The sequence below is a fragment of the Kitasatospora sp. NPDC004240 genome (assembly GCF_053603215.1).
The window spans coordinates 1-24,937 of sequence record NZ_JBSGFD010000132.1 but is presented as its reverse complement, the minus strand read 5'-3'; the positions used below and the strand labels follow the sequence as shown (position 1 = coordinate 24,937).

Genomic DNA, 24,937 nt, shown 5'->3' with positions numbered 1-24,937 from the left:
CCTCGGCCTCGACCCGGTCCGGCCCCCGCTCCGGTGCCCCGGCCAGGGCCCACGGCGGACGGCGGCGCCGGCGCCCGCGCCGCCGGATGGGGCCGGGGATGCTGATCGCGCTGGTCGCCGCGCTGGCGGTGCTCGGCGGCACGCTCTTCGTCCTGAACCGCCCCGACGCGCTGCCCGGCGACGGTGGCCCGACCACCCAGGCCCGGGTCGCCCCGGCCGCCGAACGGACCCCGGAACACACGCCCGAGCCGCCGGCCCCGACCCCCACCGCTCCCGCGGCCCCGGCGCCCACCACGCCCGCCACCGCGGACCCCGGCCCCGCCACGGGCCCCGGGACCTTCACCATCGCCAAGGGCTCCTCCGCCGCGGTCGGCAAGGGCAAGATCCGCCGCTACCGGGTGGAGGTCGAGGACGGCATCGGCATCGACCCGGCGGGCTCGGCCGCCGCGGTGCAGGCGATCCTGGCCGACAAGCGCGGCTGGACCACCGACGGGAAGAACGGCTTCCAGCTGGTCTCCACCGGCACGTACGACTTCACCGTGAAGATCGCCTCGCCGGGCACCGTGGACAAGCTCTGCGGCGCGGCCGGGCTGGACACCCACGGCGAGGTGAACTGCAACGTCGGCAGCCAGGTGCTGGTCAACTCCAAGCGCTGGAACACCGGTTCGCCGCAGTTCAGCGGACCGGTCGAGGAGTACCGGGCGCTGATCGTCAACCACGAGGTCGGCCACCGGATCGGCCACGGCCACGAGAGCTGTCCCGGCCCGGGCAAGCCGGCGCCCGCGATGATGCAGCAGATATACGGACTCAAGGGCTGCGCGCCCAACGCCTGGCCGTACAGCGCCGAGGGCACGTACCTCAGCGGCCCGGCCGTGCCGTAGCACCGGGGTACGCGACTCGGCGGCCCGGCCGTACGGCGGTGAGTAGCCTGACGACATGACAGCTGACCGTACGACAGTCACCGCTCTGCTGACCGCCGCCGGGATCCTCGTCGGCGTGACGGCCTGTTCCTCTTCCTCCTCCGGGGCCTCCGAGCTCTTCGGGGCCGCCGGCGGCCCGGGGAAGCTCTCCTACGAAGGGGTCACCGCGACGTCGAAGCAGCTGACCGAGACCTCCGCCTGCCCGTTCGGCCTCGACCTCGCGGCCGCCCTGAAGGCCGCCGGCGCCGAGCGCGAGGTCACCCCGGGCGCCAACGGCGACCCGGCCGTCGTGGTCGACACGACCCCCGCGCGGGGCCCCCGGCCCTGGCCGACGACCCGGATACCGCCGGAGGGCGCGCCGACGACCATGCCGGCCGTGCCCGCGACCACCGCGATCACCTGCAACCTCAGTGCCTCCGGCGCCCCGGTGGAGATCATCCTGCTGGTCGTCGAGGAGAACGACGGGGCGTCCGGCCTGCTGCTGCCGCTCGCCGTCTCCCGCGGTGGCATCCACGCCAAGGAGATGGACGGGTTCTACCGGGGCAGCCTGATCCGGGGCGAGGTCCAGGTGTCACCCGGCGACGGCGAGGCCGCGATGGTCCGGCTGCCGGTCATCGGCCGCGGTGACATGGCCCTGCTGGTCTCCCAGGGCGGCACGGTGCCCAGGAAGGACGACGCGCTGCGCGGCGAGAGCCTGCGCAAGGTCACCGAGACCCTCGTCGGCCAGCTGCGCCCCTGAGCCGCCGAGGACGGGCCTCAGCCCAGCACCGGCAGGTGGCCCCCCAGGTCGCTGCGCTCACCGCTGGCGGAGACGGTGTGGGCGGCCAGCTCCGCGTCCCAGTCGGCGCGGCCGGTGGCCAGCCGGATCCAGGTGAGCGGATCGGTCTCGACCACGTTGGGCGGGGTCCCCCGGGTGTGCCGGGGCCCCTCGACCGCCTGCACCACCGCGTACGGCGGCACCCGCAGCTCCACCGCCCCGCCGGGGGTGCGCGCGGCGAACGCGTCGGCCAGCAGCCGGGTGACCGCGGCCAGGGCCTGCCGGTCGTGCGGGAACGCGGCCCCGCCGAGCGCGTCGGCCAGGTCGTCGGCGTGCACCACGGCCTCGACCAGCCGGGTCACCAGCATGTCGGGCAGCGGCAGCGAACCCAGCCGGATCTCGAAGCGCCGGGCCGGGTCGGTGGCCACGGGATCGGCGAGCAGGGCCAGCAGGGCGTCCGCGGCCCGGTCGAAGGCGTCCGCCACCGAGGCCGGACCGCCGCCGAACTCCCCGGCGGCGTGCTCCTTGGCGGCCGCGTCCAGCGCCGGCGCCACCTCGGCGACCCGGATCACCCAGTCCACCAGCTCCAGCGGCGGCCGGCCCTCCCGCGGATCGTCCAGGTGGGCGGGCACCCAGGCGAGTTGGACCGCCAGGTGGGCGACCAGTTCGCGGACCGTCCACGCGCCGACCCGGGTCGGCCGGGCGAGCAGGTCCTCCGCGTCCGGGCCCGCGCACAGCCCGCGGACGGCGGAGCGCAGCGCACCGGTCTGCGCGGCGAGCGCCGCGACCACCTTCTCGGGCCGGTGGACACGGGCCTTGGCACGGGACTTGGGAGGCATGTCCGGCAGCGTACGCCGAAGGGCGGCCCACCCGGTACGGGAGGACCGCCCTTCGGACGGGCGTGCGACGACCGTGCGGCAGCGGGTGCCGCCGCGGGGGCCGGTTCAGGCGAGCAGGGCCTCGATGACGCCGGTGTGGGCGTCCTTCAGCTCGGCCAGCGAGACGCTGAACTGGTCCTGCACGTCCAGGCTGTCACCGTCGACCACGCCGATGCGGGTGGCCGGCAGCGCCCGGGCGGTGCACATGTCGTTGAACCGGAGCTCCTCGCTGCGCGGCACCGCGACGACCGCGCGGCCCGCCGACTCGGAGAACAGGAACACGAACGGGTCCAGACCCTCGGGCACGATGACCCGGGCGCCACGGCCGCCCTTGAGGCAGCTCTCCACCAGGGCCTGGCCCAGGCCGCCGTCGGAGAGGTCGTGCGCGGCGTCGATCATGCCGTCGCGCGAGGCGGCGATCAGGATCTCGCCGAGCAGCCGCTCGCGCTCCAGGTCGACCTTCGGCGGCAGACCGCCGAGGTGGTCGTGGACCACCTGGGACCAGGACGAGCCGCCGAGCTCGTCGGCGGTGTCGCCCAGCAGGTAGAGCAGCTGGCCCTCCTCGGCGAAGCCGATCGGGGTGCGGCGGGTGACGTCGTCGATCACGCCGAGCACCGCGACCACGGGGGTCGGGTGGATGGCGGTCTCGCCGGTCTGGTTGTACAGCGAGACGTTGCCGCCGGTGACCGGGGTGCCGAGCACCTGGCAGGCGTCGGCCAGGCCACGGGTGGCCTCGGCGAACTGCCACATCACGTCCGGGTCCTCGGGGGAGCCGAAGTTGAGGCAGTCGGAGACGGCGAGCGGCTTGGCACCGCCGGCGGCGACGTTGCGGTACGCCTCGGCGAGGGCCAGCTGGGCGCCGGTGTACGGGTCCAGCTTGGCGTAGCGGCCGTTGCCGTCGGTGGCGACCGAGACGCCGAGGTTGGTCTCCTCGTCGATCCGGATCATGCCCGAGTCCTCGCCGACCGAGAGCACGGTGTTGCCGAGCACGTAGCGGTCGTACTGGTCGGTGATCCAGGACTTGGAGGCCTGGTTCGGGTGGGCGGCGACCTTGAGCAGGTCGGCCTTCAGGCCCTCGCCGGTGGTCGGGCGGGCCAGCCGCTCGGCGGTGGGGGCGTCGGCCTGCAGCGCGTCCTGCCAGCCCGGGCGGGCGAACGGACGGTGGTAGGTCGGGCCCTCGTGGGCGACGGTGCGCGGCGGCACGTCCACGACCTGCTCGCCGTGCCAGAAGATCTCCAGGCGCTCGCCGTCGGTCACCTCACCGATGACGGTGGCGATGACGTCCCACTTCTCGCAGATCTCCAGGAAGCGCCCGACCTTGGCCGGCTCGACGATGGCGCACATGCGCTCCTGCGACTCGCTCATGAGGATCTCCTCGGGCGAGAGCGTGTTGTCGCGCAGCGGGACGGTGTCGAGCTCGATCCGCATGCCGCCGGTGCCGGCCGAGGCCAGCTCCGAGGTGGCGCAGGACAGACCGGCGCCGCCGAGGTCCTGGATGCCGGCGACCAGGTCCTCCTTGAAGATCTCCAGGGTGCACTCGATGAGGAGCTTCTCCTGGAAGGGGTCGCCGACCTGGACGGCGGGGCGCTTGGCCGGGCCGGTCGCGTCGAAGGTCTCCGAGGCGAGCACGGAGACGCCGCCGATGCCGTCGCCGCCGGTGCGGGCGCCGTACAGGATGACCTTGTTGCCGGGGCCGGAGGCCTTGGCGAGGTGGATGTCCTCGTGCTTCATGACACCCACGCACAGCGCGTTGACCAGCGGGTTGCCCTGGTAGCAGGAGTCGAAGACGACCTCGCCGCCGATGTTCGGCAGGCCCAGGCAGTTGCCGTAGCCGCCGATGCCCGCGACGATGCCGGGCAGCACGCGCCGGGTGTCCGGGTGGTCGGCCGCGCCGAAGCGCAGCGGGTCCATCACGGCGACCGGGCGGGCGCCCATGGCGAGGATGTCGCGCACGATGCCGCCGATGCCGGTGGCCGCGCCCTGGTAGGGCTCGATGTACGACGGGTGGTTGTGCGACTCGACCTTGAAGGTGACCGCGTAGCCCTGGCCGACGTCGACGACGCCGGCGTTCTCGCCGATGCCGACGAGCATGGCGTCGTTCTCGGGCGCCTTCTCGCCGAACTGCTTCAGGTGGACCTTGGAGCTCTTGTACGAGCAGTGCTCCGACCACATGACCGAGTACATCGCGAGCTCGGCGCCGGTGGGACGGCGGCCGAGGATCTCGCGGATGCGGGCGTACTCGTCCTCCTTGAGGCCGAGCTCGGCCCAGGGCTGGGCCGCGTCCGGGGTCTGCTCGGCGTTCTTGACGGTGTCGAGGCTCATCAGGCGTTCACCAGCTGCTTCAGTACGGAAGTGAAGAAGCCCAGGCCCTCGGTGGTCGGGCCGGTGAGCGGCTCCACGGCGTGCTCCGGGTGCGGCATCAGGCCGACGACATTGCCCGCGGCGTTGGTGATGCCGGCGATGTCACGGTACGAACCGTTCGGGTTGACGTCGAGGTAGCGGGCGACCACGCGGCCCTCCGCCTCCAGTTCGTCGAGGACGTGCTCGTCGGCGACGAAGCGGCCCTCGCCGTTCTTCAGCGGGACGACGATTTCCTGGCCGGCCGAGTAATCCCGGGTCCAGGCGGTGCCGGCGTTCTCGATCCGCAGCTTCTGGTCGCGGCAGATGAAGTGCAGCGAGTCGTTGCGGGTGAGCGCGCCGGGCAGCAGGTGCGATTCGCAGAGCACCTGGAAGCCGTTGCAGATACCGAGAACGGGCATTCCCAGCTTCGCCTGCTCGATGACGGTCTCCATCACCGGCGAGAAGCGGGAGATGGCGCCGCACCGCAGATAGTCGCCGTAACTGAATCCACCCGGCAGGACGACGGCGTCGACCTGGTGGAGATCCTTGTCACGGTGCCAGAGGGCGACCGGCTCGGCGCCGGCGAGGCGGACCGCGCGCTGGGCGTCGCGGTCGTCGAGGGAACCGGGGAAAGTGACGACGCCGACTCGGGTGGTCACTTGCCCTCCTCCTCGACGCGGACGGTGAAGTCCTCGATCACGGTGTTGGCGAGGAAGGTCTCGGCGGCTTCGCGGATGCGGGCGAGCGCGGCGTCGTCGACCGGCCCCTCCAGCTCCAGCTCGAAACGCTTGCCCTGGCGGACGTCGGCGATCCCGGCGAAACCGAGACGGGGCAGTGCGCGCTGCACCGCCTGTCCCTGGGGGTCGAGGATCTCCGGCTTGAGCATGACGTCGACTACGACGCGTGCCACTGGCACTCCCGGTGGTGTCTTCGTGAGGCGGGGGAACTCCAGACTACCGGGGGTTTCGGGCCGGATTGCTGGCCGGGGAGGGCGACGCGCGTAGACCCGAGACCCTTACGGCGCAAGGGTTCCAGGCCCCCCGGACCCCTGACGGGTGCCCCGTTTCACCGGATTCGACGGTCCCGCCGAGAACACCCGGAGAACACCCGAATACCGGCACTCCGGACAGATCGGCCAGCCGAGTGCACCGGTATCCGGCAGTCCGGCGAAGACACGTGAATATCCGGAAAAGAATGCCGGACTCTTCGATTTCGACCCGCTTCGGGTGCAGAATAGGGCCACCTGCTGCGGCAAGTGCTGCGTATCCGGCATGGCACTCCGCCTGCCCGTATGCGCTTGCGCGACTGGTGCACATCAGGCCCCGGGAGCGCACCCCGCGCCCCAGCGGCCGAATTGCCCGAGAGGATTGACACCCATGGCTCAGCGTGTAGTCGTCACGCTCTCCGACGACCTGGACGGCGGCGCCGCCGCGGAAACCGTCCACTTCGGCGTCGACGGGAAGTCGTACGAGATCGACCTGTCCCTGGACAACGCGGAAAAGCTGCGGGAGGCCCTCGCCCCGTTCGTCGCGGCCGGCCGTCGCCAGAGCCGCACCGGTAAGTCCTTCCGCCGCACCGCGCTGACCCCGGACCCGGCCGCCGTACGCGCCTGGGCCCAGTCGCACGGCATGGAGCTGCCGGCCCGGGGCCGCATCCCCAAGTCCGTCTACGAGGCCTTCGCCGAGGCCAACTGACCCGGTCACCGGACCGCGGTCGCCCCACCCCGCCGAAAGGGTGGGGCGACCACCCCGATCGATGCTGTAGAGTATTCCTCGTCGCCAGGGAAGAGAGATCCGAACAGGCGGCGGGTGCCCCACCAGGCACCACGCGGACGTGGCTCAGTTGGTAGAGCATCACCTTGCCAAGGTGAGGGTCGCGAGTTCGAATCTCGTCGTCCGCTCGCAGTGCGCGAGCACAGCACAACTCAATATCTCCATCATGCGGACGTGGCTCAGTTGGTAGAGCATCACCTTGCCAAGGTGAGGGTCGCGAGTTCGAATCTCGTCGTCCGCTCCGGTACGAAGGGCCCCCTCATCGAGGGGGCCCTTCGGCGTTCCGTCCCCGTTCTTCCCCGTTCTTCCCCGGGCCTTCCGCGCCCATGACATTTGTCATCGCCGACCCGTGGATCCGCACCCGGATGTCATGACGGCGCACACTGCCGACGGCGCCCCGGCGACGGGAGGCTTGGGGCATGGAAAACAGCCAGCCCCGCCCCGGCGCGGACAGCGTGATCGAGGTCACCGACCTCCACCGCCACTACGGCACGAACGGAGCCGACGGCTACCACGCGGTCCGCGGTGTCGACCTCACCGTCCGCCGCGGCGAGCTGTTCGCGCTGCTCGGCACCAACGGCGCCGGCAAGACCTCCACCATGGAGGTCATCGAGGGGCTGGCCCCCGCGACCGGCGGCCGGGTCCGCGTCCTCGGCCACGACCCGCACCGCGAGCGCGCCGTCGTCCGTCCGCGGATCGGCATCATGCTCCAGGAGGGCGGCTTCCCCGGCGACCTCACCGTCGCCGAGACCGGCCGCACCTGGTCCGGCCTGACCAGCGGCGCCCGCCCCGTCGACGAGGCGCTGGCGCTGGTCAACCTGCTCGACCGCCGCGACGTCCGGGTCAAGCAGCTCTCCGGCGGCGAGCGCCGCCGCCTCGACCTGGCGATGGCCCTGCTCGGCCGCCCCGAGGTCCTCTTCCTGGACGAGCCCAGCACCGGCCTCGACCCGGAGGCCCGCGCCGCGGTCTGGCGCCTGGTGCGCGAACTGCGGGCCCAGGGCACCACCGTGCTGCTCACCACGCACTACCTGGAGGAGGCCGAGGAGCTCGCCGACCGGCTGGCCATCATGCACCGCGGCCGGATCGTCGCGGCCGGCACCGTCGCCGAGGTCATCGCCGGACGCCCGTCCCGGATCACCTTCCAGCTGCCCGAGTACGCCGGTGCCCCCCTCCCGCCGCTGGACGGCGCCGAGGTCACCGCCGAGGGCCGCCGGATCACCGTGAAGACCCCGCGGCTCCAGGCCACCCTGACCGACCTGCTCGGCTGGGCCAACCTCCACGGGATCGAGCTCGGCGCCCTCGACGCCCGCAGCGCCTCGCTGGAGGAGGCCTTCCTCGCCATCGCCTCGGAGGCCGCGCAGCAGCCCCCGGCCGAGACCCCCGCCCGTCCCACCGCCCGCCGCCGCCTGATCGGACTCTCCCGATGACCACCGCCACCGCCGCCCCGCGGCACTCCGAGCCGCAGACCACCACCGTCCGCCGGCTGCTCGCCCTCGGCCGCGCCGAGGCCACCCTGCTGCTGCGCAACCGCACCGCCCTGTTCACCGCGCTGCTGCTGCCCCTGCTCCTGATCGGCGGCCTGCGCAGCGTCCTCGCCCAGCAGGCCGAGTCCAACCCCGGCCTGGACATCGACTCCAACCTGGTCAACGGCACGATCGGGATGGTCCTGGCCTTCGTCGTCTACTACAACCTCACCGCCGCGTACGTGGCCCGCCGCGGTGAGCTGGTGCTCAAGCGACTGCGCACCGGCGAGGCCCGGGACCTGGAGATCCTGGCCGGCACCGCCGTCCCCTCGGTCGGCCTGGGCCTGCTGATGTGCGCCGTGGTCGGCATCGGCGGCGCCGTGGCGCTGGACCTCTCCGCGCCGGTCAACCCGCTGCTGATGGCCGCCGGCCTGCTCCTCGCGATCGTCCTCTTCATCGCCCTGGCCGCCCTCTCCAGCGCCTTCACCAAGACCGTCGAGAGCGCGGGCATCACCACCATGCCGGTGCTGATGGTCTCCCAGTTCGGCTCGGGCCTGTTCTTCCCGCTGGAGATCATGCCGGACCGGATGGCCGAGGTCTGCCGGCTGCTGCCCACCACCCCGGCCTTCCAGCTGATCCGCCTCGGCTGGTTCGGCACCGACGGCTCCGCCGCCGCCACCGGCTTCGCCGGCACCTGGTCCACCGCCCTCCCGTACCTGCTCACCGGCGCCGTCTGGCTCGCCGTCGCCGTCTGGGCCACCACCCGCTGGTTCCGCTGGGAGCCGCGCCGCTGATCCGGCGCCGTCCGTGACGGCCCGGCCCGCCGCCCGGCGTCCGGCACACCACCCGCCCCCTGATAGGAAAGCAGCAGCACGATCATGAGCGAGCGGGGGACGGACGACGTGGACGCATTGAGGCCGGTGCGCCGGTGGAAGGGCTTCGGCAAGCCGCAGCGCACCGAGCTGTACCTCCGGTGGTCGCTCTACCTGATGTCGGTGCTGCTGCTGCCGACCATCCTGCTGGCCGTCCTCGCCGACGTGGAGCACGGCGGCGCCGCCCCCGGGTACGCCCCGGTCACGGTGATCACCGCCCTCGCGTCGACGGCGCTGAACCTCCGCGCCTACCGCACCTCGCTGGACGCGTACCTGGGCCGCCCGACCGACCACCTGCGCTGGATCGCCGCCGCCGGTGCGGCCGCGGTGGCGGGCAGCTGGCTCGTCCTGCTGCTCGCCCCGGAGGGAGGCGCGGACCCCGACGTCCCGCTGCCGGCCACCGCCTCGATCGCCGCCGCCCTGGCCATCAGCGCCTTCGGCCCGGTCTGCGTCGGACTGACCGTGCGCCGCGCCGGCCTCGCCGGACTGGCCGGCCTGGTGCTGATCGTTCCCCCGCTGCTGCTGCTCGGGATGGACCTGCCGTCCGTCCTCGGTCTGCTGACCGGGACCGCGCTGACGATGACCTTCATCGGGTTCAGCTGCCGCAGCTTCGCCTGGATGCAGTCGGTGGTCTGGGAGCTGGACGGCGCCCGCGAGGCGCAGGCACAGCTGGCCGTCGCCGAGGAACGGCTGCGCTTCTCCCGCGACCTGCACGACGTGATGGGCCGCAACCTCACCACCATCGCGCTGAAGAGCGAGCTCGCCGTCCAACTGGCCCGCCGGGGCCGCCCGGACGCCGCCGCCGACCAGATGACCGAGGTGCAGCGGATCGCCCAGGAGTCCCAGCGGGAGGTCCGCGACGTGGTGCGCGGCTACCGCACGGCCGATCTGCACGCCGAGGCGATCGGCGCCCGCGCGGTGCTCCGCGCCGCCGACGTGACCTGCGAGATCGACCTCGGCGACCACGCCGACGGGCTGCCGCAGCCGGTGCAGTCGGTACTGGGCTGGGTGATCCGCGAGGCGACCACCAACGTGCTGCGGCACAGCGAGGCGGCCCGCTGCACCATCCGGCTGCGCCGCGAGGCGGGCCGGGTGCTGCTGGAACTGGAGAACGACGGGGTGCCGGAGGTCCGGCTGCCGTCCCAGGGCAGCGGCACCGGCCTGTACGGGCTGCGCGAGCGGCTGGCCGCGCACGACGGGGAGCTGACCGTCCCGGACGCCGGACCGGGTAGTTTCAGGCTGCTCGCCGCCGTCCCCGTGCCGTAGCCGCCGCGGCCCGGGACCCAGCCGCAAGACGACGACCGCACCAAGGGGGAAGACCGATGACCGACACCGCTCCCGTACGCGTCCTGCTCGCCGACGACGAGCACCTGATCCGGGGCGCGATGGCCGCGCTGCTCTCCCTGGAGGAGGACATCACCGTGGTCGCCGAGGCCGCCTCCGGCCCGGAGGCGGTGGCGATGGCCAAGGCGCACCGCCCGGACATCGCGGTGCTGGACCTCCAGATGCCGGGCCTGGACGGCATCGAGGTGGCGACCCACCTGCGGGCGCTGCTGCCGGACTGCCGGTCGATGATCGTCACCGGCCACGGCCGGCCGGGCTACCTGAAGCGGGCCCTGGAGGTCGGGGTGCGGGGCTTCCTGCCCAAGACGGTGTCGGCCGCCGACCTGGCCGGGATCATCCGCACGGTCCGGGCGGGCGGCCGGTACGTCGACCCGGAGCTGGCCGCGGACGCGATCAGCGCGGGCGAGACACCGCTGACGCCGCGCGAGACGGACGTGCTGGAGCTGGCGGCGGACGGCACCTCGATCGCGGAGATCGCCGAGAAGGCCTCGCTCTCCCAGGGCACCGTCCGCAACTACCTCTCCTCGGCGGCCACCAAGCTGGGCGCCGAGAACCGCCACGCGGCGGTGCGGATCGCCCGCGAGCACGGCTGGATCTGAGGCAGCCGGGCCGTGCCCGCGGGCGGCGCGGGCGGATCAGACCCAGGTGGTGCCGGTCAGCCGCTCGTAGGCCTCGATGTACTTGGCGCGGCTCAGCTCGACGATCTCGGCCGGCAGCTCCGGCGGCGGCTGCTCGCTCGCACGGTCCCAGCCGGAGGCCGGGGAGGTCAGCCAGTCGCGGATGAGCTGCTTGTCGAAGGACGGCTGGGCGTGGCCCGGCTCCCAGCGGTCGGCGGGCCAGTAGCGGGAGGAGTCCGGGGTGAGCACCTCGTCGCCGATCACCAGCTCGCCGTCGGCCAGGCCGAACTCGAACTTGGTGTCGGCGAGGATCAGGCCCCGCTCGCGGGCGATGTCGCGGGCCCGGGAGTAGACGTCCAGGGTGGTCCGGCGCAGTCGGGCGGCCAGCTCGGCGCCGATCCGGCGGGCGGTCTCCTCGTAGGAGACGTTCTCGTCGTGGTCGCCGACCTCGGCCTTGAGGGCCGGGGTGTAGATCGGGGCGGGCAGCTCGGAGCCGTCCCGGAGGCCCTCGGGCAGGGCGATCCCGCAGACCGTGCGGTCGGCCTGGTACTCGCTGAGGCCGGAGCCGGCCAGGTAGCCGCGGGCGACGCACTCGACCGGGACCATCTCCAGGCTGCGGCAGATCAGCGTGCGGCCCTTCCAGTCGGCGGGGGCGCCGGCCGGGACCTCGGTGGAGATGACGTGGTTGGGCACCAGGTCGGCGATCCGCTCGAACCACCACAGCGAGAGCTGGGTGAGGATGCGGCCCTTGTCCGGGATCTCGTTGGGCAGCACCCAGTCGTGGGCCGAGGTGCGGTCGCTGGCGACCATCACCAGGTCACCCGACTCGGCGCGGTACAGGTCGCGCACCTTGCCGGTGTGCAGGTGGACCAGGCCGGGCACCTGGACCGGCTCGGGCTTGGTGACAAATCCGCTCAAGGTCGTCTCAGTCCTCAGGGGTGGTTCGCGGGGTGTGGGGCGCGAAAGGGGAGGTCACTGCCCCCGAGTCTTTCACGGACGGCCGGGGGCCGGCCCGGACGCCCGCCGCTCAACCGTTTTTGCAGAGCCGGTCCAGCAGGTTCGCGGTGGCCTGCTGGACCCGGTCGTCGGTGTGCCCGGGCCGGTCCAGCGCGGGCGACCAGGCGAAGGTGCCGGAGGCGAAGACGTACGCGCCGCTGGGCGCCCGGTACAGCGAGGTCTCCTGGTGGCGGGCGCGCCCGGCCGGGTCCAGGTACGGGGAGTGGGCCAGCAGAACGCGCTCGCTGTACTCGGGCAGCGCGACCTTCGGGTAGTAGCGGTCGGCCTCGCCGGCGACCAGTCCGGGCAGCTCGTCGCCCTCCCGCACACCGGTGCCCTCCCAGAGCCAGTGCCGGGTGTGCCGGGCGACCAGCGGGACGGGCGTGGCGACCCGCCCCGCGTACTGCACCCCGAGCAGGTGCTGCTCGGGCTCGCCGGCGTCCCGCCAGAGCGCGCTGGCTGCGCCGGGGGCACCCGCGGCCGGGCCGCCGGGCGGGCTCTTCTGCCGCTTGCGGCAGTTGAGCAGCCGGTTGGGCTCGCCGGAGGAGGTGGCGGAGAGCTCGACCCGCCAGTACATGGTGTTGGCGGAGAGGAAGACCAGCGAGGTGCCGATGTCCCGGGCCCGCTCGACGGCCCGGCGCATCGGCTCGGACCAGTACTCGTCGTGGCCGGGGAAGACCAGCGCCCGGTGCCGGGCCGGGTCGACCAGCCCGGCGTGCAGGTCGGAGGCGGTGGCGTAGGAGAGGTCGTAGCCGTAGCGCTCGGCCCAGCGGATGAAGTCGTAGGCGTGGCCGACGTGCAGGGGCAGACCGGCCCCGGCGTGCGGACGGTCGAAGGAGACGGTGACGGCGGCCTCGGACTCGTTGAGCAGGCTCCCCGCGTCGTCCCAGGCGTGGTAGAGGCTGGCGCCGGTGCGCCCGTCCTCCGGGAAGAGGTTGTAGGCCTGCCAGGTGACGTCGGGGATCACCAGCAGCAGCTCGGCGGGGTGCGCCCGCTCCTCGAAGTCGCGGACGGTGAACGGGATGTGGCTGCGGTGCAGCATGTCGGCCGTGGTCAGCACCGCGACGTACGCGCCGGGCCGCCAGTGGGTGGGGACCTGCAGCCGCCAGGTGTGCCACCAGTGGTGGCAGGAGACGGTGCGCCCGGCGACCAGCGGGGCGGGCTGGACCATGCCGGCGATCAGCGGGCTGGACGTCATGTGGTGGGCGCCGTCGCCGCCGTAGTGGCCGATCCGGTAGACGTCGACGGTGAACTCGCGGGGCGGGTTGACGGTGACCCGCAGGTCGACCGCGCCGCCGGGGCGGACCACCCCGGCCGAGGCGAAGCCCTTGATCTGCTGGTCCACGTCGTTGGCGCAACTCGGGGAGCCCACCGGGGCCTTGTGCCGGGCGGCGACCAGCGGGCGCTGCCCGGGGGCGTCCAGGGAGACGTACCAGGGGAGCACTCCCCCGGGGCCCTCCAGGTACTGCTCGGGGCTGCGCAGCCAGGGCAGCGGGCCCTGGCCGAAGGGATCGGCGACGCCGTGCGCGTGCGTCCCGGACTCCCAGCGCCGGTTGCGTTCCGACCCCACGCGCCCTCCCAGTGCCCCCGTACGCCGGTTGGCAGGTGCCCCCCGGTTGTGCGTGCGGACTAATAGACCACAGAGTGCTGGCGCTGCGTCACCCAACGGTAGCAAGTCGTGTACGGCAATCCGCCCGGCCCGCGGCCGCACCGCCCCCGGCCTGCGCGGACCCGTTCCGTCCGGCCCGCCCGGGGGCGCGTGCCCGCCGTCCGAGCGCCTCCCGCCGGGACGGTGTCAGAGGCGCACGGGCTTCTCCAGCCGGACGTCGGCGGCGTCCAGCCAGGCGCGCAGCGGACCGTCGTCGCCCTGCTCGACGGCCTCCGCGACCGGGCCGGCCAGGTCGGTGCGGCGCACCCCGCCGAGCAGCAGCACCGGGCCGTCCAGCCAGTCCAGGCCCGGGGTGGCCCCGGCGGTGTCGACGGCGGCGCAGCAGACCATCGCGGTGACGTGGTCGACCAGGAGGTCGCGGCCGGTGCGGACGGGCTCCAGCAGCGGCGCCGGGGTGGTGGTCCGGGCCAGCTGCGCGGTGAGCGAGGCGGCCAGCCGTTCGCCGTCGCCGTCGGCGAGCCGGGCGAGCAGCCGGGTGAGGGTCGGGGAGCCGGGGCGGGCCTGCGGGGCGAGCCGGTCCAGGGCGCTCTGCAGCGCGGCGGCCCGGGCCCGCCAGCCGGCGTCCACCACCTCGGCCGGGTAGTCCGCCCAGTCCAGCCCGCGCCAGCCGCCGGCCGCGGGGCGCCCGAAGAACAGGTCGGCGGCCAGCAGCGAGACCGCCTCGTCGACCGCGCCGGGCTCCTCCAGCAGGTCGCAGGCGGGGCGGTCGCCGAGCCGGTTGCCGTAGCCGTCGGCGAGCCGGTCGCGGCGGGACAGCTCGGTGAGCGCGGCGACCACACCGGCGTTCAGGTGGCCGGGGTGGCGGCCGAGCCGCCAGGCGGGCAGCGCGACCCGGGTGAGCAGGCGGTCCCACCCGGCGTAGGCGAGGCCGACCTGCTCCTGGGCGGCGATCCGCAGGCCGTAGTCGACCGCGCGGGCCTGCTCGGAGGACCGGGCGGCGACGGCCCGCTCCAGCTCGGCGGCGTGCTCGCGGCAGGCGCCGAGCAGCCGGCGGGTGATCCGGTCGACCGGTGCGGCCGCGCCGCGCCGGGGCGGGCGGGGGACGGGCGGGGCGCCCAGCGGGGCGCCGGGGGCCGTACCGGTGTCCAGGCTGGCGTCCAGGCCGCGCAGGAAGCGCCGGGCCGCCGCGATCTCCGGGTCGGCCGCGGCCGCCGTACCGGCCAGCACCGGGGCGAGCAGGGCGCGCAGCTCGCCGGCCCGCATCCACCACAGGAAGGGCGAGCCGATCACCAGCACCGGGGCGGGCGGGCCGTCCTTCCGGCGCCCCCTGCGGCCGGCGGGCGCCGGGACGTCCTCCAGCCAGCTGTCGCAGTCGGGGGTGAGCGCGATCCGGGAGGGCGCGGGAACCTCCAGCCGGTCGGCCAGCTCGGCGATCATCCGGTACAGCTCGGGGGCCTGGGCCCGCTCCAGCGGGACCACCGGGGTCTGCGGCGGGACGGCCCTCCGGTGCGCCCGGACCACCAGGCCGGCCAGCAGGAGGGTGACCGCGGCCACCGCGCAGACCGTCCAGCGGACGGCGTCCCAGGCCACCGCGTCGGGGGAGCCGGGTGCCCCGATCCGGCCGGTGAACCGGCCGGCCAGCAGCACCACCGCGGCGGCGGCGGGCAGCGCGGCGGCGGCCAGGGCGAGACCCCGGATCCGCAGGACCGCCTGGGCATGAGCGCGCGCGGTGTCGACAGCGGCCATACGGTGCGGCACCCCCTTCGGAGCCCTCGGGCGCCCGGCGACGGGCCCAGAGCCGGCTCGAAACGATCAGTTCCGACCGGGAAGCGGCGGCAGCCGATCCCGGTAGTACATGCAGCGTGGCGCTTCTGACAGTTGTGACGCCCGCGTACGGGTCGGTGTTCCGGATCGCCCCGGTTTCCACTCGTCCCGGTGACGGCGCCCGCATTCCGGACGTCCGTACCCGGAGCCCGTGCGTGGCGGCCCGCGGCGCGGGCGGCCCGGCGAGCGGCACTCCGGCCGGACGCTGTCCAGCATCCCCCCGCACGCCCGCCGCCACCCGGCGGCGATCGCAGCGGCACGACCGGTGGCACTGCGATCCAGCGCACCATAAGTCCGTCGGACCGGTTACGTCAGCTGGATGCGGATGCTGTCACCCGATGGGTTGATTCCGGCCGCCGAACGGCGCGTCGGCCACCCGCACCGTTCCCGCCCCGAAACGCCGGAGGGCGCTGCGCCCATGGGGTGTCCTCCCCGTGGACGCGGCGCCCTCGGCCGCATCGGCGTGTCGTACGGCCGCGCTCGGCCCGGTCCGTCCGGTCCGTCCGGTCCGGCGGCCCTAGAGGGCCGCGGCCTTCGCGGCGATGTCGGTGCGGTGCTGCCCGCCCTTGAGCGAGATCCGGCCGATCGCGTCGTAGGCGCGGGTCCGGGCCTCGGCGAGGTCCCCGCCGGTCGCGGTGACCGACAGCACCCGGCCGCCGGCGCTGAGCACCCGGCCGTCCTCGTCGGTGCGGGTGCCGGCGTGCAGCACGTACGCGGTGCCGGACTCCTCGGCCTCGGCCAGGCCCTCGATCGGGTCGCCGGTGCGCGGCGCGGCCGGGTAGCCCTCGGAGGCGATCACCACGGTGACCGCGGCGCCCTCGTCCCAGCGCAGCGGCTCCAGCTGGTCGAGCGTGCCGGTGGCGGAGGCGAGCAGCACGCCGGCCAGCGGGGTGCGCAGCCGGGCCAGCACGACCTGGGTCTCCGGGTCGCCGAAGCGGGCGTTGAACTCGATCACGCGGGTGCCGCGCGAGGTCAGCGCCAGGCCCGCGTAGAGCAGGCCGGAGAACGGGGTGCCGCGGCGGCGCAGCTCGTCCACGGTCGGCTGGAGGACGGTCTCCAGGACCTCCTGGACCAGGCCCGCGGGGGCCCAGGGCAGCGGCGAGTAGGCGCCCATGCCGCCGGTGTTGGGGCCCTCGTCGCCGTCCAGCGCGCGCTTGAAGTCCTGGGCGGGGACCAGCGGCAGCACGGTGGTGCCGTCGGTGATCGCGAACAGCGAGACCTCGGGGCCGTCCAGGTACTCCTCGATGACCACCCTCTCGCAGGAGGCGGCGTGGGCCAGCGCGGCCTCGCGGTCGGAGGTGACCACGACGCCCTTGCCGGCCGCCAGGCCGTCGTCCTTCACCACGTACGGGGCGCCGAAGGCGTCCAGCGCCTCGGCGGCCTCCTCGGCGGTGACGCAGACGTAGGAGCGGGCGGTGGGGACGCCGGCCCCGGCCATCACGTCCTTGGCGAAGGCCTTGGAGCCCTCCAGTTGGGCGGCCTCACCGGACGGGCCGAAGACCGGGATGCCGGCCGCGCGGACGGCGTCGGCGACGCCGGCCACCAGGGGGGCCTCCGGGCCGACCACGACCAGGCCGGCCTCCAGCCGCCGGGCGAGTGCCGTGACCTGGGCACCGTCGAGCTGGTCGACCGGGTGGACCGTCGCCACCTGCGCGATCCCGGCGTTGCCCGGGGCGCAGTGCAGCTCGGTGACGGCGGGATCTTGGGACAGAGAGCGGCACAGGGCGTGTTCGCGGGCGCCGCCGCCGATGACGAGGACCTTCACGCTTGGCAAGGGTAGCCGGTGGCCGGTTCACACCGTCCTCCGGTCCACCTGTCGGCATGGTGGGAACCTCCGGTCCTGTACGGATGAGCAGCACGATCCTCGGAGGAACCTCCGAGCGGGAGGCCGCCCCGTTGAGCCGGCGGTGTCCGGGTCAGGACGGCGGGTCACCGGAGACTCGCTCGGACGGGTGAAATCTCGCCGACCGCCGCAACCCGCTCACCTCGGCATCCGGTGGCCGATTCCGATAACGATCATTGGCGAAGCGCCCCCACGATCAGCCATTTGGCGGTAAGAAGTGCTGTTGGACAACCACCGGCACCCCGCCGGTACGCGACCCTACGGGTGCCCACACTCGTCCGTCGGCGTCGTGTGTCCGACGCGTCACCCGCTGTTTCACGGTTCGTCAGGCCGAGGGGACACCAGGGCGACGAACCGTCAGTCCGGGGCCGGTCCAGCCGGCTCGCGCCCCGGTGGCCAGAGCCCAGCAGTCCGCCCGCCACAGGGAGCCCCACAGGTGAGCCAGCCGGAAATGCAGCCCGAGGAGAGTCCCTGGGGCAAGGAGGTCGGCGAGGAGGACCAGCCCGCCGCCGTCGCCCCGCGCCGGGCGTCCACCCGTCGCCGGACCGATCTGAGCGCGCGCCAGTTCCCGCTGGGGGACTGGGGTGAGCCCGCCGAGCGGCTGGAGGAGCTCTACCGGTGGTCCGAGGAGCGGGCCGTCGAGGCGATCGACTGGTACCGGCGGGACCGCGTCTGGAAGCGCCGCTGGGCCCGGCTGCTGCGCTTCGGCACGGCCGGATTCGCCATCGGCGGAGTGACCGCCCCGCTGGTCGACCTGACCGGCACCGTCGCCCACGGCACCAGCTGGGGCTACGTGGGCCTGGCGCTCGCCGCGGCCTGCCACGGCGCGGACCGCGTCTTCGGCCTCACCTCCGGCTGGATGCGGGACGTGTCCACCGCGCAGGCGCTGCAGCGGCGGCTGGAGGCGTTCCAGTTCGACTGGGCCTCGGAGTGCGTGCGTGAGGTGCTCGGCCCCACCGAGGGCACCGCGGGCGAGGCCGCCGAGCGCTGTCTGGGCGTGCTGCGCCGGTTCTGCGAGGACGTCTCGGACATGGTCCGCAGCGAGACCTCGGAGTGGATGCTGGAGTTCCGCGCCAGCATGACCCAGCTGCCCACGCAGAACGCGGGCAGCTGGGGCGGGCGCACCGAGACCGGGGTCGGCGCCCAGGTGCGGGTCCTGCCGCCGCCGGGCACCCGGCCGACCATGCCGCGCCAGCGTCCGCCGGAGGGCCCGCTGCGCTGAGGCCGTCCGGCCCCGCGCCCGCCCGGGGCGGGGCGGGCCCGCGGACGGGTCAGGCGAAGACGACCATCGAGCCCTGGGAGACGCTGCGGGTCGCCGCCGCCCACAGGCCGGACCAGGCGTGCCGCTCCCGGGCGAAGGGGTGCAGGTCGTCCAGCGGCGGGCCGAAGGGCTGCTCCAGCCCGGTCGGCGCCAGCGGACGGGTCGGGGCCGGCGGGTTCACCGGGTCGATGCCCAGCGCCGGCGCGATCGCCTGCAGCTCGCGCAGCAGCCCGTGGCTGGAGCCCAGCGGCCCGCCCGAGGACAGCAGCGCCTCGTCCACCAGCGGCACCGCGAACTCGATCGGCACGTACGCGCCCGCGTGGTCGAAGTGCCAGACCAGGTGGGACTGTTCCGCGCTGCTCTCGAACATCTCCAGCAGCTGCTCGTAGTCGCCGCCGAGCGCGTCCACCGGCGTGATGTCCAGGCCGGTGAGGCCCAGCAGGTACGCGCGGCGCAGGAAGTGCAGCGAGTCGTAGTCGAACGCGGCTATCGGCTCGACCGCGCCGCTCAGCCCGGCGACGTACTGGTAGACCGGCACCTCGGGCAGGCCGTGCGCGGTGAGCGAGGCGTTGTACAGCGCGAGGTCGTCCCGGAACGGGTTGTCGGGGCTGTGGCTCAGCACGTCCACGAGCGGGACGAGCCAGAGGTCGCAGGCCATGGGCCGGCTCTTCCTCTCAGGGGCGGCGGGGTCGTTCGCGCGGGCGGACGACGGATGGGCGGGTCGCTGCCCGGACGGGTGGGGCGGTCAGCACGACGACCGGCCGGTACGACGACCGCCCACCCTACCGGCCCGGAGTCCGGTGCGGGTCGGGCCGAGCACCGGGCGGCCGGTCCGCCGCCCGGTCGGGCAGCCGGTGCCCGAACCGGCCCTGCGGCAGGAGGCGCGGCTGCGGCACCAGGCCGAGGCCGAAGGCCGCCGCCCCGCCCTCCGCGCCGACCCCGCCCGGCTCGCCTGCCCCGGCGTCCGCGGTGCCGTTCCCCTCGGCGGTGCCGCTCCCCTCGGGGACCCCGGCCTCGCCGCCGTCCCCCTCGGTGTCGCCCCCGCCCTCGGCGGTCCCGTCCGCGGGCGGGAGCAGCAGCGGCAGCACGCCCACCGAGTCCAGCGGCTGCCCGGTCAGGTCGGCCAGCAGCCGGACGGTGAACAGGTTGTACTCGCAGACGATCCGGTGGGCGCCCGCCAGGTCCCGCGCCTCGATCGCGTCGACCAGCCGGACGTGGCTGTCCCAGCAGACCCCGCCCAGCACCGGCAGCGCCCGCAGGTAGGGCGCGGCGAACATCCAGGACTGCACCCGCAGCCAGTCCAGGTACTCGCCGATCCGGCGGTTGGCGAGCAGCCCGGCGACCTCCTGCCAGAAGCGGCGGTCGCAGCCCACCATGACGTCCAGGTTGCCCGCCCGGACCGCCCGGACCGCCGCGTCCGCCCGGCGGCGCAGCGAGGGCAGCCGGGTGACGTCCGGCAGCTCGGGCCGGGTGGCCAGCTGCCGGAAGTAGCTCTCGGTCAGCATCACCCGGGCCTCGAAGATCTCCAGGAAGTCCGCCCAGCCGAACTCCGGCACCGTGAAGCCCCGGTTGTGCTCGGTGCGCAGCAGCCCCTGCGCGGACAGGTCCACCAGCGCCTCGCGGGCCGGGGTCGCGGAGACCCCGTACAGCTCGGCGATCTCCTTGACCGTGAAGTCGCGGCCCGCGGCCAGCCGGCCGGCCATCATCTCCTCGCGCAGCGCGCCCGCGATCTGTTCGCGCAGGCTGTTGCGGTGGATGACGGGACGGGTGTCGCCGGCGCCGGTGCCGGACATGCGCGCGACCTCCTTGGCGGACTGCTCCTGGGCGGGACTGGGACCGGCCGGGCTCCCGACCGGAACACGACGGCGGCTCATCTTCTCAAACCGCGGCTCGGCACGGACCGGGCGGGAACCCGTCCCGCCGCCCGTCAGCGCTGGACGGGTGCCGGGATGCCCAGCAGCCGGTCGCGCAGCACCGGGAAGTCGGCGCGGGCCTTGGCGACCTCCGCCGGGTCCAGCTCCACGGTGAGCACCTCCTCGTCCGCGCCCGCCTGGGCCAGCACCCGGCCCCACGGGTCCACCACGAGGCTGTGCCCGGCCTGCTCGACCCCGCCGTGGGTGCCCGCGGTGTTGCAGGCCAGCACGTACGCCTGCTCCTCCACCGCGCGCGCCCGGTTCAGCAGGGTCCAGTGCTCGCGCCGGCGCTCCGGCCAGGCCGCCGGCACGACCAGCAGCTGCGCGCCGGCGTCCAGCAGCGCCCGGAACAGCTCCGGGAAGCGCAGGTCGTAGCAGGTGGCCAGGCCGAGCGTGCCGAAGTCGGTGGCCGCGGTGACGATCTCCTGCCCGGCCCCCATCACCACCGCCTCGCCGCTGTCGAAGCCGAAGCGGTGGATCTTGCGGTAGGTGTGCACCAGCTCGCCGTCCGGGGCGAACAGCAGCGAGGTGTTGTAGATCGGGCCGTCCGGATCCCGCTCGACGATCGAGCCGGCGTGCAGCCAGACCCCGGCGGCCTTCGCGGCCGAGGCCATCGCGTCGGAGGTCGGCCCGTCCAGCGACTCGGCGCCGTCCGACCAGAGGTCGTAGGCGAAGCCCCCGAGCGGCCACAGCTCCGGCAGGACCACCAGATCGGCGCCCCGCTGCGCCCGCACCAGGGCGGCCGCGCGGGCACGCCGCTCGGCGACCGGCTCGGCGTCGGAGACCGCGAGTTGGATCAATGAAGCGCGCACAGTACCACCGTCCACGGCAAGAGTCCTACGATCGTCACCCGAAAGCGCTGCCTTGCTCTCACCCGGCAGCGTAACGTGCGGTTAGCGCATGCGCCCGGAAGCCGGACGTTCCCGGCCTCCCCCAGCCTGGGCGGTGCGGCAAGGCAGCTGACGGAGGGCCGGAGATTCCCGTGACGGACAACCAAACCGTGCAGGCTTACACCGACGCGTGGACGCAGTCGATCGAGGCGATATCCGAGCTGGTGGCCCCACTGCCCACGGACGCCTGGAACCGGGCGACCGAGTGCCCGGGCTGGTCCGTGCGCGACGTCGTCTCGCACGTCATCGCCTGCGAGTCGGAGCTGCTGGGAGACCCCCGTCCGATCCACTCGCTGCCGCGCGACCTGCGGCACGTCACCAATGAGATGGCCCGCTACATCGAGCTGCCGGTCGACAAGCGCCGCTGCCACACCGCGCCCGAGATGACCGGCGAGCTGGAGTACACGATCATCCGCCGCTCCCGGGCGCTGCGCAACGCCCGGCACACCCCGACCGAGCCGGTCCGCTTTCCGGCCGGGCCGCAAACCCGCGACATGCCGTACCACGAGCTGCTGCGCACCCGGGCGTTCGACGTCTGGGTGCACGAGCAGGACCTGCGCCGCGCCCTGGGGATCCCGGGCAACCTGGACTCGCCGGCCGCCCTGCTCGTCCGCGACGTGCTGATCGGGGCGCTGCCGAAGGTGGTCGCCCGCCAGGCCGGCGCTCCCGCCGGCACCACCGTGGTGGTCGACGTGACCGGGCCGGTGGAGTTCCTGCGGACCGTCCGGGTGGACGCGGACGGCCGGGGCCACGTGGACGAGTCCGTCAGCCTGGCCCCCGACGTGCAGTTCGGCATGGGCTGGGAGACCTTCGTCCGGCTCGCCTGCGGCCGCGGCCGCCCCGGCCCGGTGAAGATCGAGGGGGACGAGGAGCTGGCCGCCCGGGTGCTGGCCAACTTCTCGGTCACGCCCTGACCGGCCGGACCGGCCCCGACGCGCAGGCCGCTCGTCCGCCGCAGGCCGCTCGTCCGCTGGCGGGCGCTCGGCCGCCGCAGACCGCTCAGCCGCCGGCGGGCGCGACCTTCCGGCGCAGCCGCAGGATCATGGACGTCCCGAGGGCCATCGGCACGTACTGCCAGCAGAACGCCCAGCGGTAGGCGTCGGCGGAGTAGCCGCCGGCGCCGCCGCCCGGGGTGAGCCCGTCCAGCAGCACGCCGATGCCGAACAGCGTGATCATCGTGCCGATGAAGCCGCCCATGTTGGCGATCCCGGAGGCGGTGCCGAGCCGCTCGGCCGGGTTGTGCGAGCGGGCGTAGTCGAGGCCGACCAGCGAGGCCGGCCCGTTGCTGCCCATGACCAGGATCACCGTGACCAGCAGCCACAGCGGCGGCCGCGCCCCCGGCCAGGCCAGCACCAGGGTCCAGGCCGCCGTGGTGGCGGCGATGACGGTCAGCACGATCGGCATCCGGGCGCGCGGGCCGTGCGAGAGCAGCCGGCCGAAGAGCAGCCCGAAGGCCATGTTGGCGAACACCAGCGCGGTGAGCAGCCCGCCGGCCCCGGCCCGGCTCAGGCCCTGCGCCTCGACCAGGTAGGGCAGGCCCCAGAGCAGGGCGAAGGCGTTGCCGGGGAACTGCGTGGTGAAGTGCACCCAGAGGCCCAGCCGGGTGCCGGGCTCCCGCCAGGAGTCGCGGATCTGGCGGCCGACCGCGAGCCGGGGACGGCCGGCCGGCAGGGCCGTGACCGCGCCGGGCGGGGCCTCCCGCAGCAGCAGCGCGACCAGGGCGAGGACGGCGACGCCGAGCAGCGCGATCGCGGTGAAGGTGGGCGTCCAGCCCTCGCTGTGCAGCGCCCGGGCGAGCACCACGGTGGTGACCAGGTTGCCGCCCATCCCGGCCAGGCCGCTGAGCTGGGCGATCAGCGGGTTCTTCGCGGCGGGGAACCACCGGGCGGCGATCCGCAGCACGCTGATGAAGGTCATCGCGTCGCCGCAGCCCAGCACCGCCCGGGAGGCCAGCGCCGGGGCGAACTCGGCGGAGAACGCGAAGGCGAGCTGTCCGGTGGAGAGCAGCAGGATGCCGAGCATCAGCACCCGGCGGGGGCCGAAGCGGTCCACCAGCAGCCCGACCGGGATCTGCATCGCCGCGTAGACCAGCACCTGGAGGATCGAGAAGGTGGACAGCGCCGAGGCGCCGATGCCGAAGCGGTCGGCGGCGTCCAGCCCGGCCACGCCCAGGCTGGTGCGGTGGACGACGGCCAGCACGTAGACGGTGACGCCGATCGACCAGGCGGCCCAGGCGGCCCGTCCCCCGGGCGGTGCGGATGCGGCCGCGGGTACGGGTGCCGGAGCGGGTACGGGTGCGGGTGCGGGTGCGGGTACGGGAGCGGGCCGGTCGTCCCGGGTCGGGGACGGCGTGGTGGCGGTGCTCCGGGGACCGGGGACGGACACCGGGCGGGCGGAGCTGGCGGGGTCCACGGTCATAGCCGCCCAGACTAGTCATCCCATCATTCGATGCCCACACCGGCCCGGTCGCCGATCGGACACGAAGCACCTCCCCGCCGGGTACCGCCGGGTACCGCCGGGTACCGCCGGGTACCGCCGGGTACCGCCGGGTACCGCCCGGAACCTGCCGGCCAGCGGGCTCAGCCCTGTACCGTCCAGGACACCGAGCGGGTCATGTAGCGGTCCCGGAAGGCCTCGTCCCGCACCCAGTCCGTGGTGTCCCGGACGGTGGCCGTGACGGTGGCCGTGCGGCCGGACGGCAGGTCCAGCCGGGCGGTGTCCAGCCAGCTGCGGTCCGGGGCGTGCGGCTCCACCGGGACGCCGTCCACCTCCCACTCCACCCGTAGCTGCCGGGCGCCGGACAGCGGCAGCGGCCGCACCTCCAGCTTGGGCCGGCCCTCGACCTCGCCGGGCGCGGGCACCGGCGGGTCGGTCGGCCGGATCCGCCGGTAGATCTCCTCGATGATCGCCTCCCGCGAGGGCAGGTTGTACGAGCCGCCGAGGGTGCGCATCACCGAGTCCGGGGTGGGCCGGTAGACGCCGTTGGCGCTGCGGTACGCCCCGATCGTCCCGGCGCCGTCGGGTGACTCGGCGCCCAGCCAGCGCCACCACTTGACCTGCTTGCGGCGCATCTCGTCGGCGTTCTCGGAGGCCAGGTTGGGGTAGTCGGCGTCGTCCGGCGCGCTGTCGTACTCGTCGCCGAGGTCGCCCACGGTGTGCCCTATCTCGTGCTGGATGATCCGGCCGGCGTCCGGGCTGCCGCCGGCCAGCGTGGTCACCCCGGTGCCGCCGGCGCCGCCGTACTCGGTGGAGTTGGCGAGCGCGATCAGGTACTGCGGGCCGTCGCCGTCCCCGGCGTAGCGGGCGGCGGCGTCCTCGTCCGCGCAGAGCAGCCGGGCCGTGCCCTCGCACCAGAAGTGCATGCCCAGCGGGGTGGCGGGGTTGCGGCCGCGGCTCTCGGTCTCGGCGATGCCGGAGACCGGGGAGACCACCTCGACCCGCCTTATGTTGAAGAACCCCTGGTAGCTGCGGAACGGCTCGATCTCCATCAGCGAGCGCCAGGCGCGGTCCGCCTGCTCATGGAACAGGTCCTGCTCGGCCGACGTGTAGCCGTCGCCGAGCAGGACCAGGGTGATGCGGTTGGCGGGGTCGCCGGTGCGCCGTATGTCGACGGTCGGGGCGGCCCCCGCGGCGCGGTG

General features: G+C 74.3%; 22 protein-coding genes and 2 tRNA genes. 11 read left to right on the top strand and 13 right to left on the bottom strand.

Annotated elements, in window-relative coordinates; translation table 11 throughout:
- Together ACWEQL_RS29115 and ACWEQL_RS29110 are read left to right on the top strand one after the other, a co-directional pair.
- On the top strand, positions 1 to 881 hold an 881-nt coding region (locus ACWEQL_RS29115; protein ID WP_452153311.1), incomplete at its 5' end, for a DUF3152 domain-containing protein.
- Positions 882 to 936: 55 nt separating this feature from the next.
- Positions 937 to 1,659 (top strand): hypothetical protein, encoded by a 723-nt coding sequence (locus ACWEQL_RS29110; protein ID WP_452153310.1) that lies wholly within the window; start codon positions 937 to 939, stop codon positions 1,657 to 1,659.
- A gap of 17 nt (positions 1,660 to 1,676) precedes the next feature.
- On the opposite strand, the gene ACWEQL_RS29105 is transcribed toward ACWEQL_RS29110, so the two are convergent.
- From ACWEQL_RS29105 to purS, 4 genes are all read right to left on the bottom strand, one after another.
- The gene (locus tag ACWEQL_RS29105; protein WP_452153309.1) at positions 1,677 to 2,516 is read right to left on the bottom strand and encodes a sterol carrier family protein; all 840 of its coding nucleotides are present in this window, start codon (positions 2,514 to 2,516) and stop codon (positions 1,677 to 1,679) included.
- A 105-nt stretch (positions 2,517 to 2,621) separates the two neighbouring features.
- On the bottom strand, positions 2,622 to 4,877 hold the full coding sequence (gene purL, locus ACWEQL_RS29100) for a phosphoribosylformylglycinamidine synthase subunit PurL (protein WP_452153308.1): 2,256 nt from the start codon (positions 4,875 to 4,877) through the stop codon (positions 2,622 to 2,624).
- Positions 4,877 to 5,554 (bottom strand): phosphoribosylformylglycinamidine synthase subunit PurQ, encoded by a 678-nt coding sequence (gene purQ / locus ACWEQL_RS29095; RefSeq protein WP_354641513.1) that lies wholly within the window; start codon positions 5,552 to 5,554, stop codon positions 4,877 to 4,879. The genes purL and purQ overlap by 1 nt, the downstream gene beginning before the upstream one ends.
- The gene (gene purS / locus ACWEQL_RS29090) at positions 5,551 to 5,805 is read right to left on the bottom strand and encodes a phosphoribosylformylglycinamidine synthase subunit PurS (RefSeq protein ID WP_033250393.1); all 255 of its coding nucleotides are present in this window, start codon (positions 5,803 to 5,805) and stop codon (positions 5,551 to 5,553) included. Before purS ends, purQ begins: the two co-directional genes overlap by 4 nt.
- A gap of 466 nt (positions 5,806 to 6,271) precedes the next feature.
- Between purS and ACWEQL_RS29085 the strand changes: the two genes are divergently transcribed.
- From ACWEQL_RS29085 to ACWEQL_RS29055, 7 genes are all read left to right on the top strand, one after another.
- Positions 6,272 to 6,589 carry a histone-like nucleoid-structuring protein Lsr2 gene (locus ACWEQL_RS29085; protein WP_452153307.1) on the top strand — a complete coding sequence of 106 codons (318 nt, stop codon included), beginning with the start codon at positions 6,272 to 6,274 and terminating at the stop codon, positions 6,587 to 6,589.
- Between the two features lie 133 nt (positions 6,590 to 6,722).
- Positions 6,723 to 6,795: transfer RNA gene (locus ACWEQL_RS29080), tRNA-Gly, on the top strand.
- Positions 6,796 to 6,835: 40 nt separating this feature from the next.
- A tRNA-Gly gene (locus tag ACWEQL_RS29075) sits at positions 6,836 to 6,908 on the top strand.
- Between the two features lie 178 nt (positions 6,909 to 7,086).
- Positions 7,087 to 8,094: an ABC transporter ATP-binding protein gene (locus ACWEQL_RS29070; protein WP_452153306.1), complete on the top strand. Its 1,008-nt coding sequence runs from the start codon at positions 7,087 to 7,089 to the stop codon at positions 8,092 to 8,094.
- On the top strand, positions 8,091 to 8,924 hold the full coding sequence (locus tag ACWEQL_RS29065) for an ABC transporter permease (RefSeq protein ID WP_452153305.1): 834 nt from the start codon (positions 8,091 to 8,093) through the stop codon (positions 8,922 to 8,924). Before ACWEQL_RS29070 ends, ACWEQL_RS29065 begins: the two co-directional genes overlap by 4 nt.
- An 84-nt stretch (positions 8,925 to 9,008) precedes the next feature.
- A complete protein-coding gene (locus ACWEQL_RS29060) occupies positions 9,009 to 10,268 on the top strand; it encodes a sensor histidine kinase (protein ID WP_452153304.1) in 1,260 nt (419 codons plus the stop codon).
- Between the two features lie 56 nt (positions 10,269 to 10,324).
- Positions 10,325 to 10,945 (top strand): response regulator, encoded by a 621-nt coding sequence (locus ACWEQL_RS29055; RefSeq protein WP_452153303.1) that lies wholly within the window; start codon positions 10,325 to 10,327, stop codon positions 10,943 to 10,945.
- A gap of 36 nt (positions 10,946 to 10,981) precedes the next feature.
- Here the strand turns inward: ACWEQL_RS29055 and ACWEQL_RS29050 are convergent, their stop codons facing one another.
- The 4 genes from ACWEQL_RS29050 to purD form a co-directional block, all read right to left on the bottom strand.
- Complete coding sequence (locus ACWEQL_RS29050; protein ID WP_452153302.1) at positions 10,982 to 11,881, bottom strand: phosphoribosylaminoimidazolesuccinocarboxamide synthase; 900 nt, start codon at positions 11,879 to 11,881, stop codon at positions 10,982 to 10,984.
- 109 nt (positions 11,882 to 11,990) lie between these two features.
- Positions 11,991 to 13,529, bottom strand: a complete 1,539-nt coding sequence (locus ACWEQL_RS29045; protein ID WP_452153301.1) for a N,N-dimethylformamidase beta subunit family domain-containing protein — start codon at positions 13,527 to 13,529, stop codon at positions 11,991 to 11,993.
- Positions 13,530 to 13,754: 225 nt separating this feature from the next.
- Positions 13,755 to 15,314, bottom strand: coding sequence for a hypothetical protein (locus ACWEQL_RS29040; protein ID WP_452153300.1), 1,560 nt, complete (start codon positions 15,312 to 15,314; stop codon positions 13,755 to 13,757).
- Positions 15,315 to 15,909: 595 nt separating this feature from the next.
- Positions 15,910 to 17,157: a phosphoribosylamine--glycine ligase gene (gene purD, locus ACWEQL_RS29035; protein WP_452153299.1), complete on the bottom strand. Its 1,248-nt coding sequence runs from the start codon at positions 17,155 to 17,157 to the stop codon at positions 15,910 to 15,912.
- Positions 17,158 to 17,671: 514 nt separating this feature from the next.
- Between purD and ACWEQL_RS29030 the strand changes: the two genes are divergently transcribed.
- The gene (locus tag ACWEQL_RS29030) at positions 17,672 to 18,457 is read left to right on the top strand and encodes an SLATT domain-containing protein (RefSeq protein WP_452153298.1); all 786 of its coding nucleotides are present in this window, start codon (positions 17,672 to 17,674) and stop codon (positions 18,455 to 18,457) included.
- Positions 18,458 to 18,506: 49 nt separating this feature from the next.
- On the opposite strand, the gene ACWEQL_RS29025 is transcribed toward ACWEQL_RS29030, so the two are convergent.
- The 3 genes from ACWEQL_RS29025 to ACWEQL_RS29015 all read right to left on the bottom strand — a co-directional run bounded on the left by ACWEQL_RS29025 (position 18,507) and on the right by ACWEQL_RS29015 (position 21,221).
- Positions 18,507 to 19,154, bottom strand: a complete 648-nt coding sequence (locus ACWEQL_RS29025; protein ID WP_452153297.1) for a hypothetical protein — start codon at positions 19,152 to 19,154, stop codon at positions 18,507 to 18,509.
- A 124-nt stretch (positions 19,155 to 19,278) separates the two neighbouring features.
- The gene (locus ACWEQL_RS29020; protein WP_452153296.1) at positions 19,279 to 20,289 is read right to left on the bottom strand and encodes a GntR family transcriptional regulator; all 1,011 of its coding nucleotides are present in this window, start codon (positions 20,287 to 20,289) and stop codon (positions 19,279 to 19,281) included.
- Between the two features lie 134 nt (positions 20,290 to 20,423).
- Positions 20,424 to 21,221, bottom strand: a complete 798-nt coding sequence (locus tag ACWEQL_RS29015) for a carbon-nitrogen family hydrolase (RefSeq protein WP_452153295.1) — start codon at positions 21,219 to 21,221, stop codon at positions 20,424 to 20,426.
- Positions 21,222 to 21,391: 170 nt separating this feature from the next.
- Between ACWEQL_RS29015 and ACWEQL_RS29010 the strand changes: the two genes are divergently transcribed.
- Positions 21,392 to 22,213, top strand: coding sequence for a maleylpyruvate isomerase family mycothiol-dependent enzyme (locus ACWEQL_RS29010; RefSeq protein WP_452153294.1), 822 nt, complete (start codon positions 21,392 to 21,394; stop codon positions 22,211 to 22,213).
- Positions 22,214 to 22,298: 85 nt separating this feature from the next.
- On the opposite strand, the gene ACWEQL_RS29005 is transcribed toward ACWEQL_RS29010, so the two are convergent.
- Positions 22,299 to 23,717, bottom strand: coding sequence for an MFS transporter (locus ACWEQL_RS29005; RefSeq protein WP_452153293.1), 1,419 nt, complete (start codon positions 23,715 to 23,717; stop codon positions 22,299 to 22,301).
- A gap of 161 nt (positions 23,718 to 23,878) precedes the next feature.
- Positions 23,879 to 24,937: M64 family metallopeptidase (locus ACWEQL_RS29000; protein ID WP_452153292.1), on the bottom strand; the 1,059-nt coding region annotated here is incomplete at its 5' end.

Bases quoted from the DNA above. Each gene is read 5' to 3' on its own strand.
- ACWEQL_RS29085 (WP_452153307.1), top strand. From the start codon at position 6,272: ATGGCTCAGCGTGTAGTCGTCACGCTCTCCGACGACCTGGACGGCGGC.
- ACWEQL_RS29040 (WP_452153300.1), bottom strand. From the start codon at position 15,314: ATGGCCGCTGTCGACACCGCGCGCGCTCATGCCCAGGCGGTCCTGCGG.
- ACWEQL_RS29020 (WP_452153296.1), bottom strand. From the start codon at position 20,289: ATGTCCGGCACCGGCGCCGGCGACACCCGTCCCGTCATCCACCGCAAC.
- ACWEQL_RS29025 (WP_452153297.1), bottom strand. From the start codon at position 19,154: ATGGCCTGCGACCTCTGGCTCGTCCCGCTCGTGGACGTGCTGAGCCAC.
- ACWEQL_RS29070 (WP_452153306.1), top strand. From the start codon at position 7,087: ATGGAAAACAGCCAGCCCCGCCCCGGCGCGGACAGCGTGATCGAGGTC.
- ACWEQL_RS29060 (WP_452153304.1), top strand. From the start codon at position 9,009: ATGAGCGAGCGGGGGACGGACGACGTGGACGCATTGAGGCCGGTGCGC.
- ACWEQL_RS29110 (WP_452153310.1), top strand. From the start codon at position 937: ATGACAGCTGACCGTACGACAGTCACCGCTCTGCTGACCGCCGCCGGG.
- ACWEQL_RS29105 (WP_452153309.1), bottom strand. From the start codon at position 2,516: ATGCCTCCCAAGTCCCGTGCCAAGGCCCGTGTCCACCGGCCCGAGAAG.
- ACWEQL_RS29065 (WP_452153305.1), top strand. From the start codon at position 8,091: ATGACCACCGCCACCGCCGCCCCGCGGCACTCCGAGCCGCAGACCACC.
- purL (WP_452153308.1), bottom strand. From the start codon at position 4,877: ATGAGCCTCGACACCGTCAAGAACGCCGAGCAGACCCCGGACGCGGCC.
- ACWEQL_RS29005 (WP_452153293.1), bottom strand. From the start codon at position 23,717: ATGACCGTGGACCCCGCCAGCTCCGCCCGCCCGGTGTCCGTCCCCGGT.
- ACWEQL_RS29055 (WP_452153303.1), top strand. From the start codon at position 10,325: ATGACCGACACCGCTCCCGTACGCGTCCTGCTCGCCGACGACGAGCAC.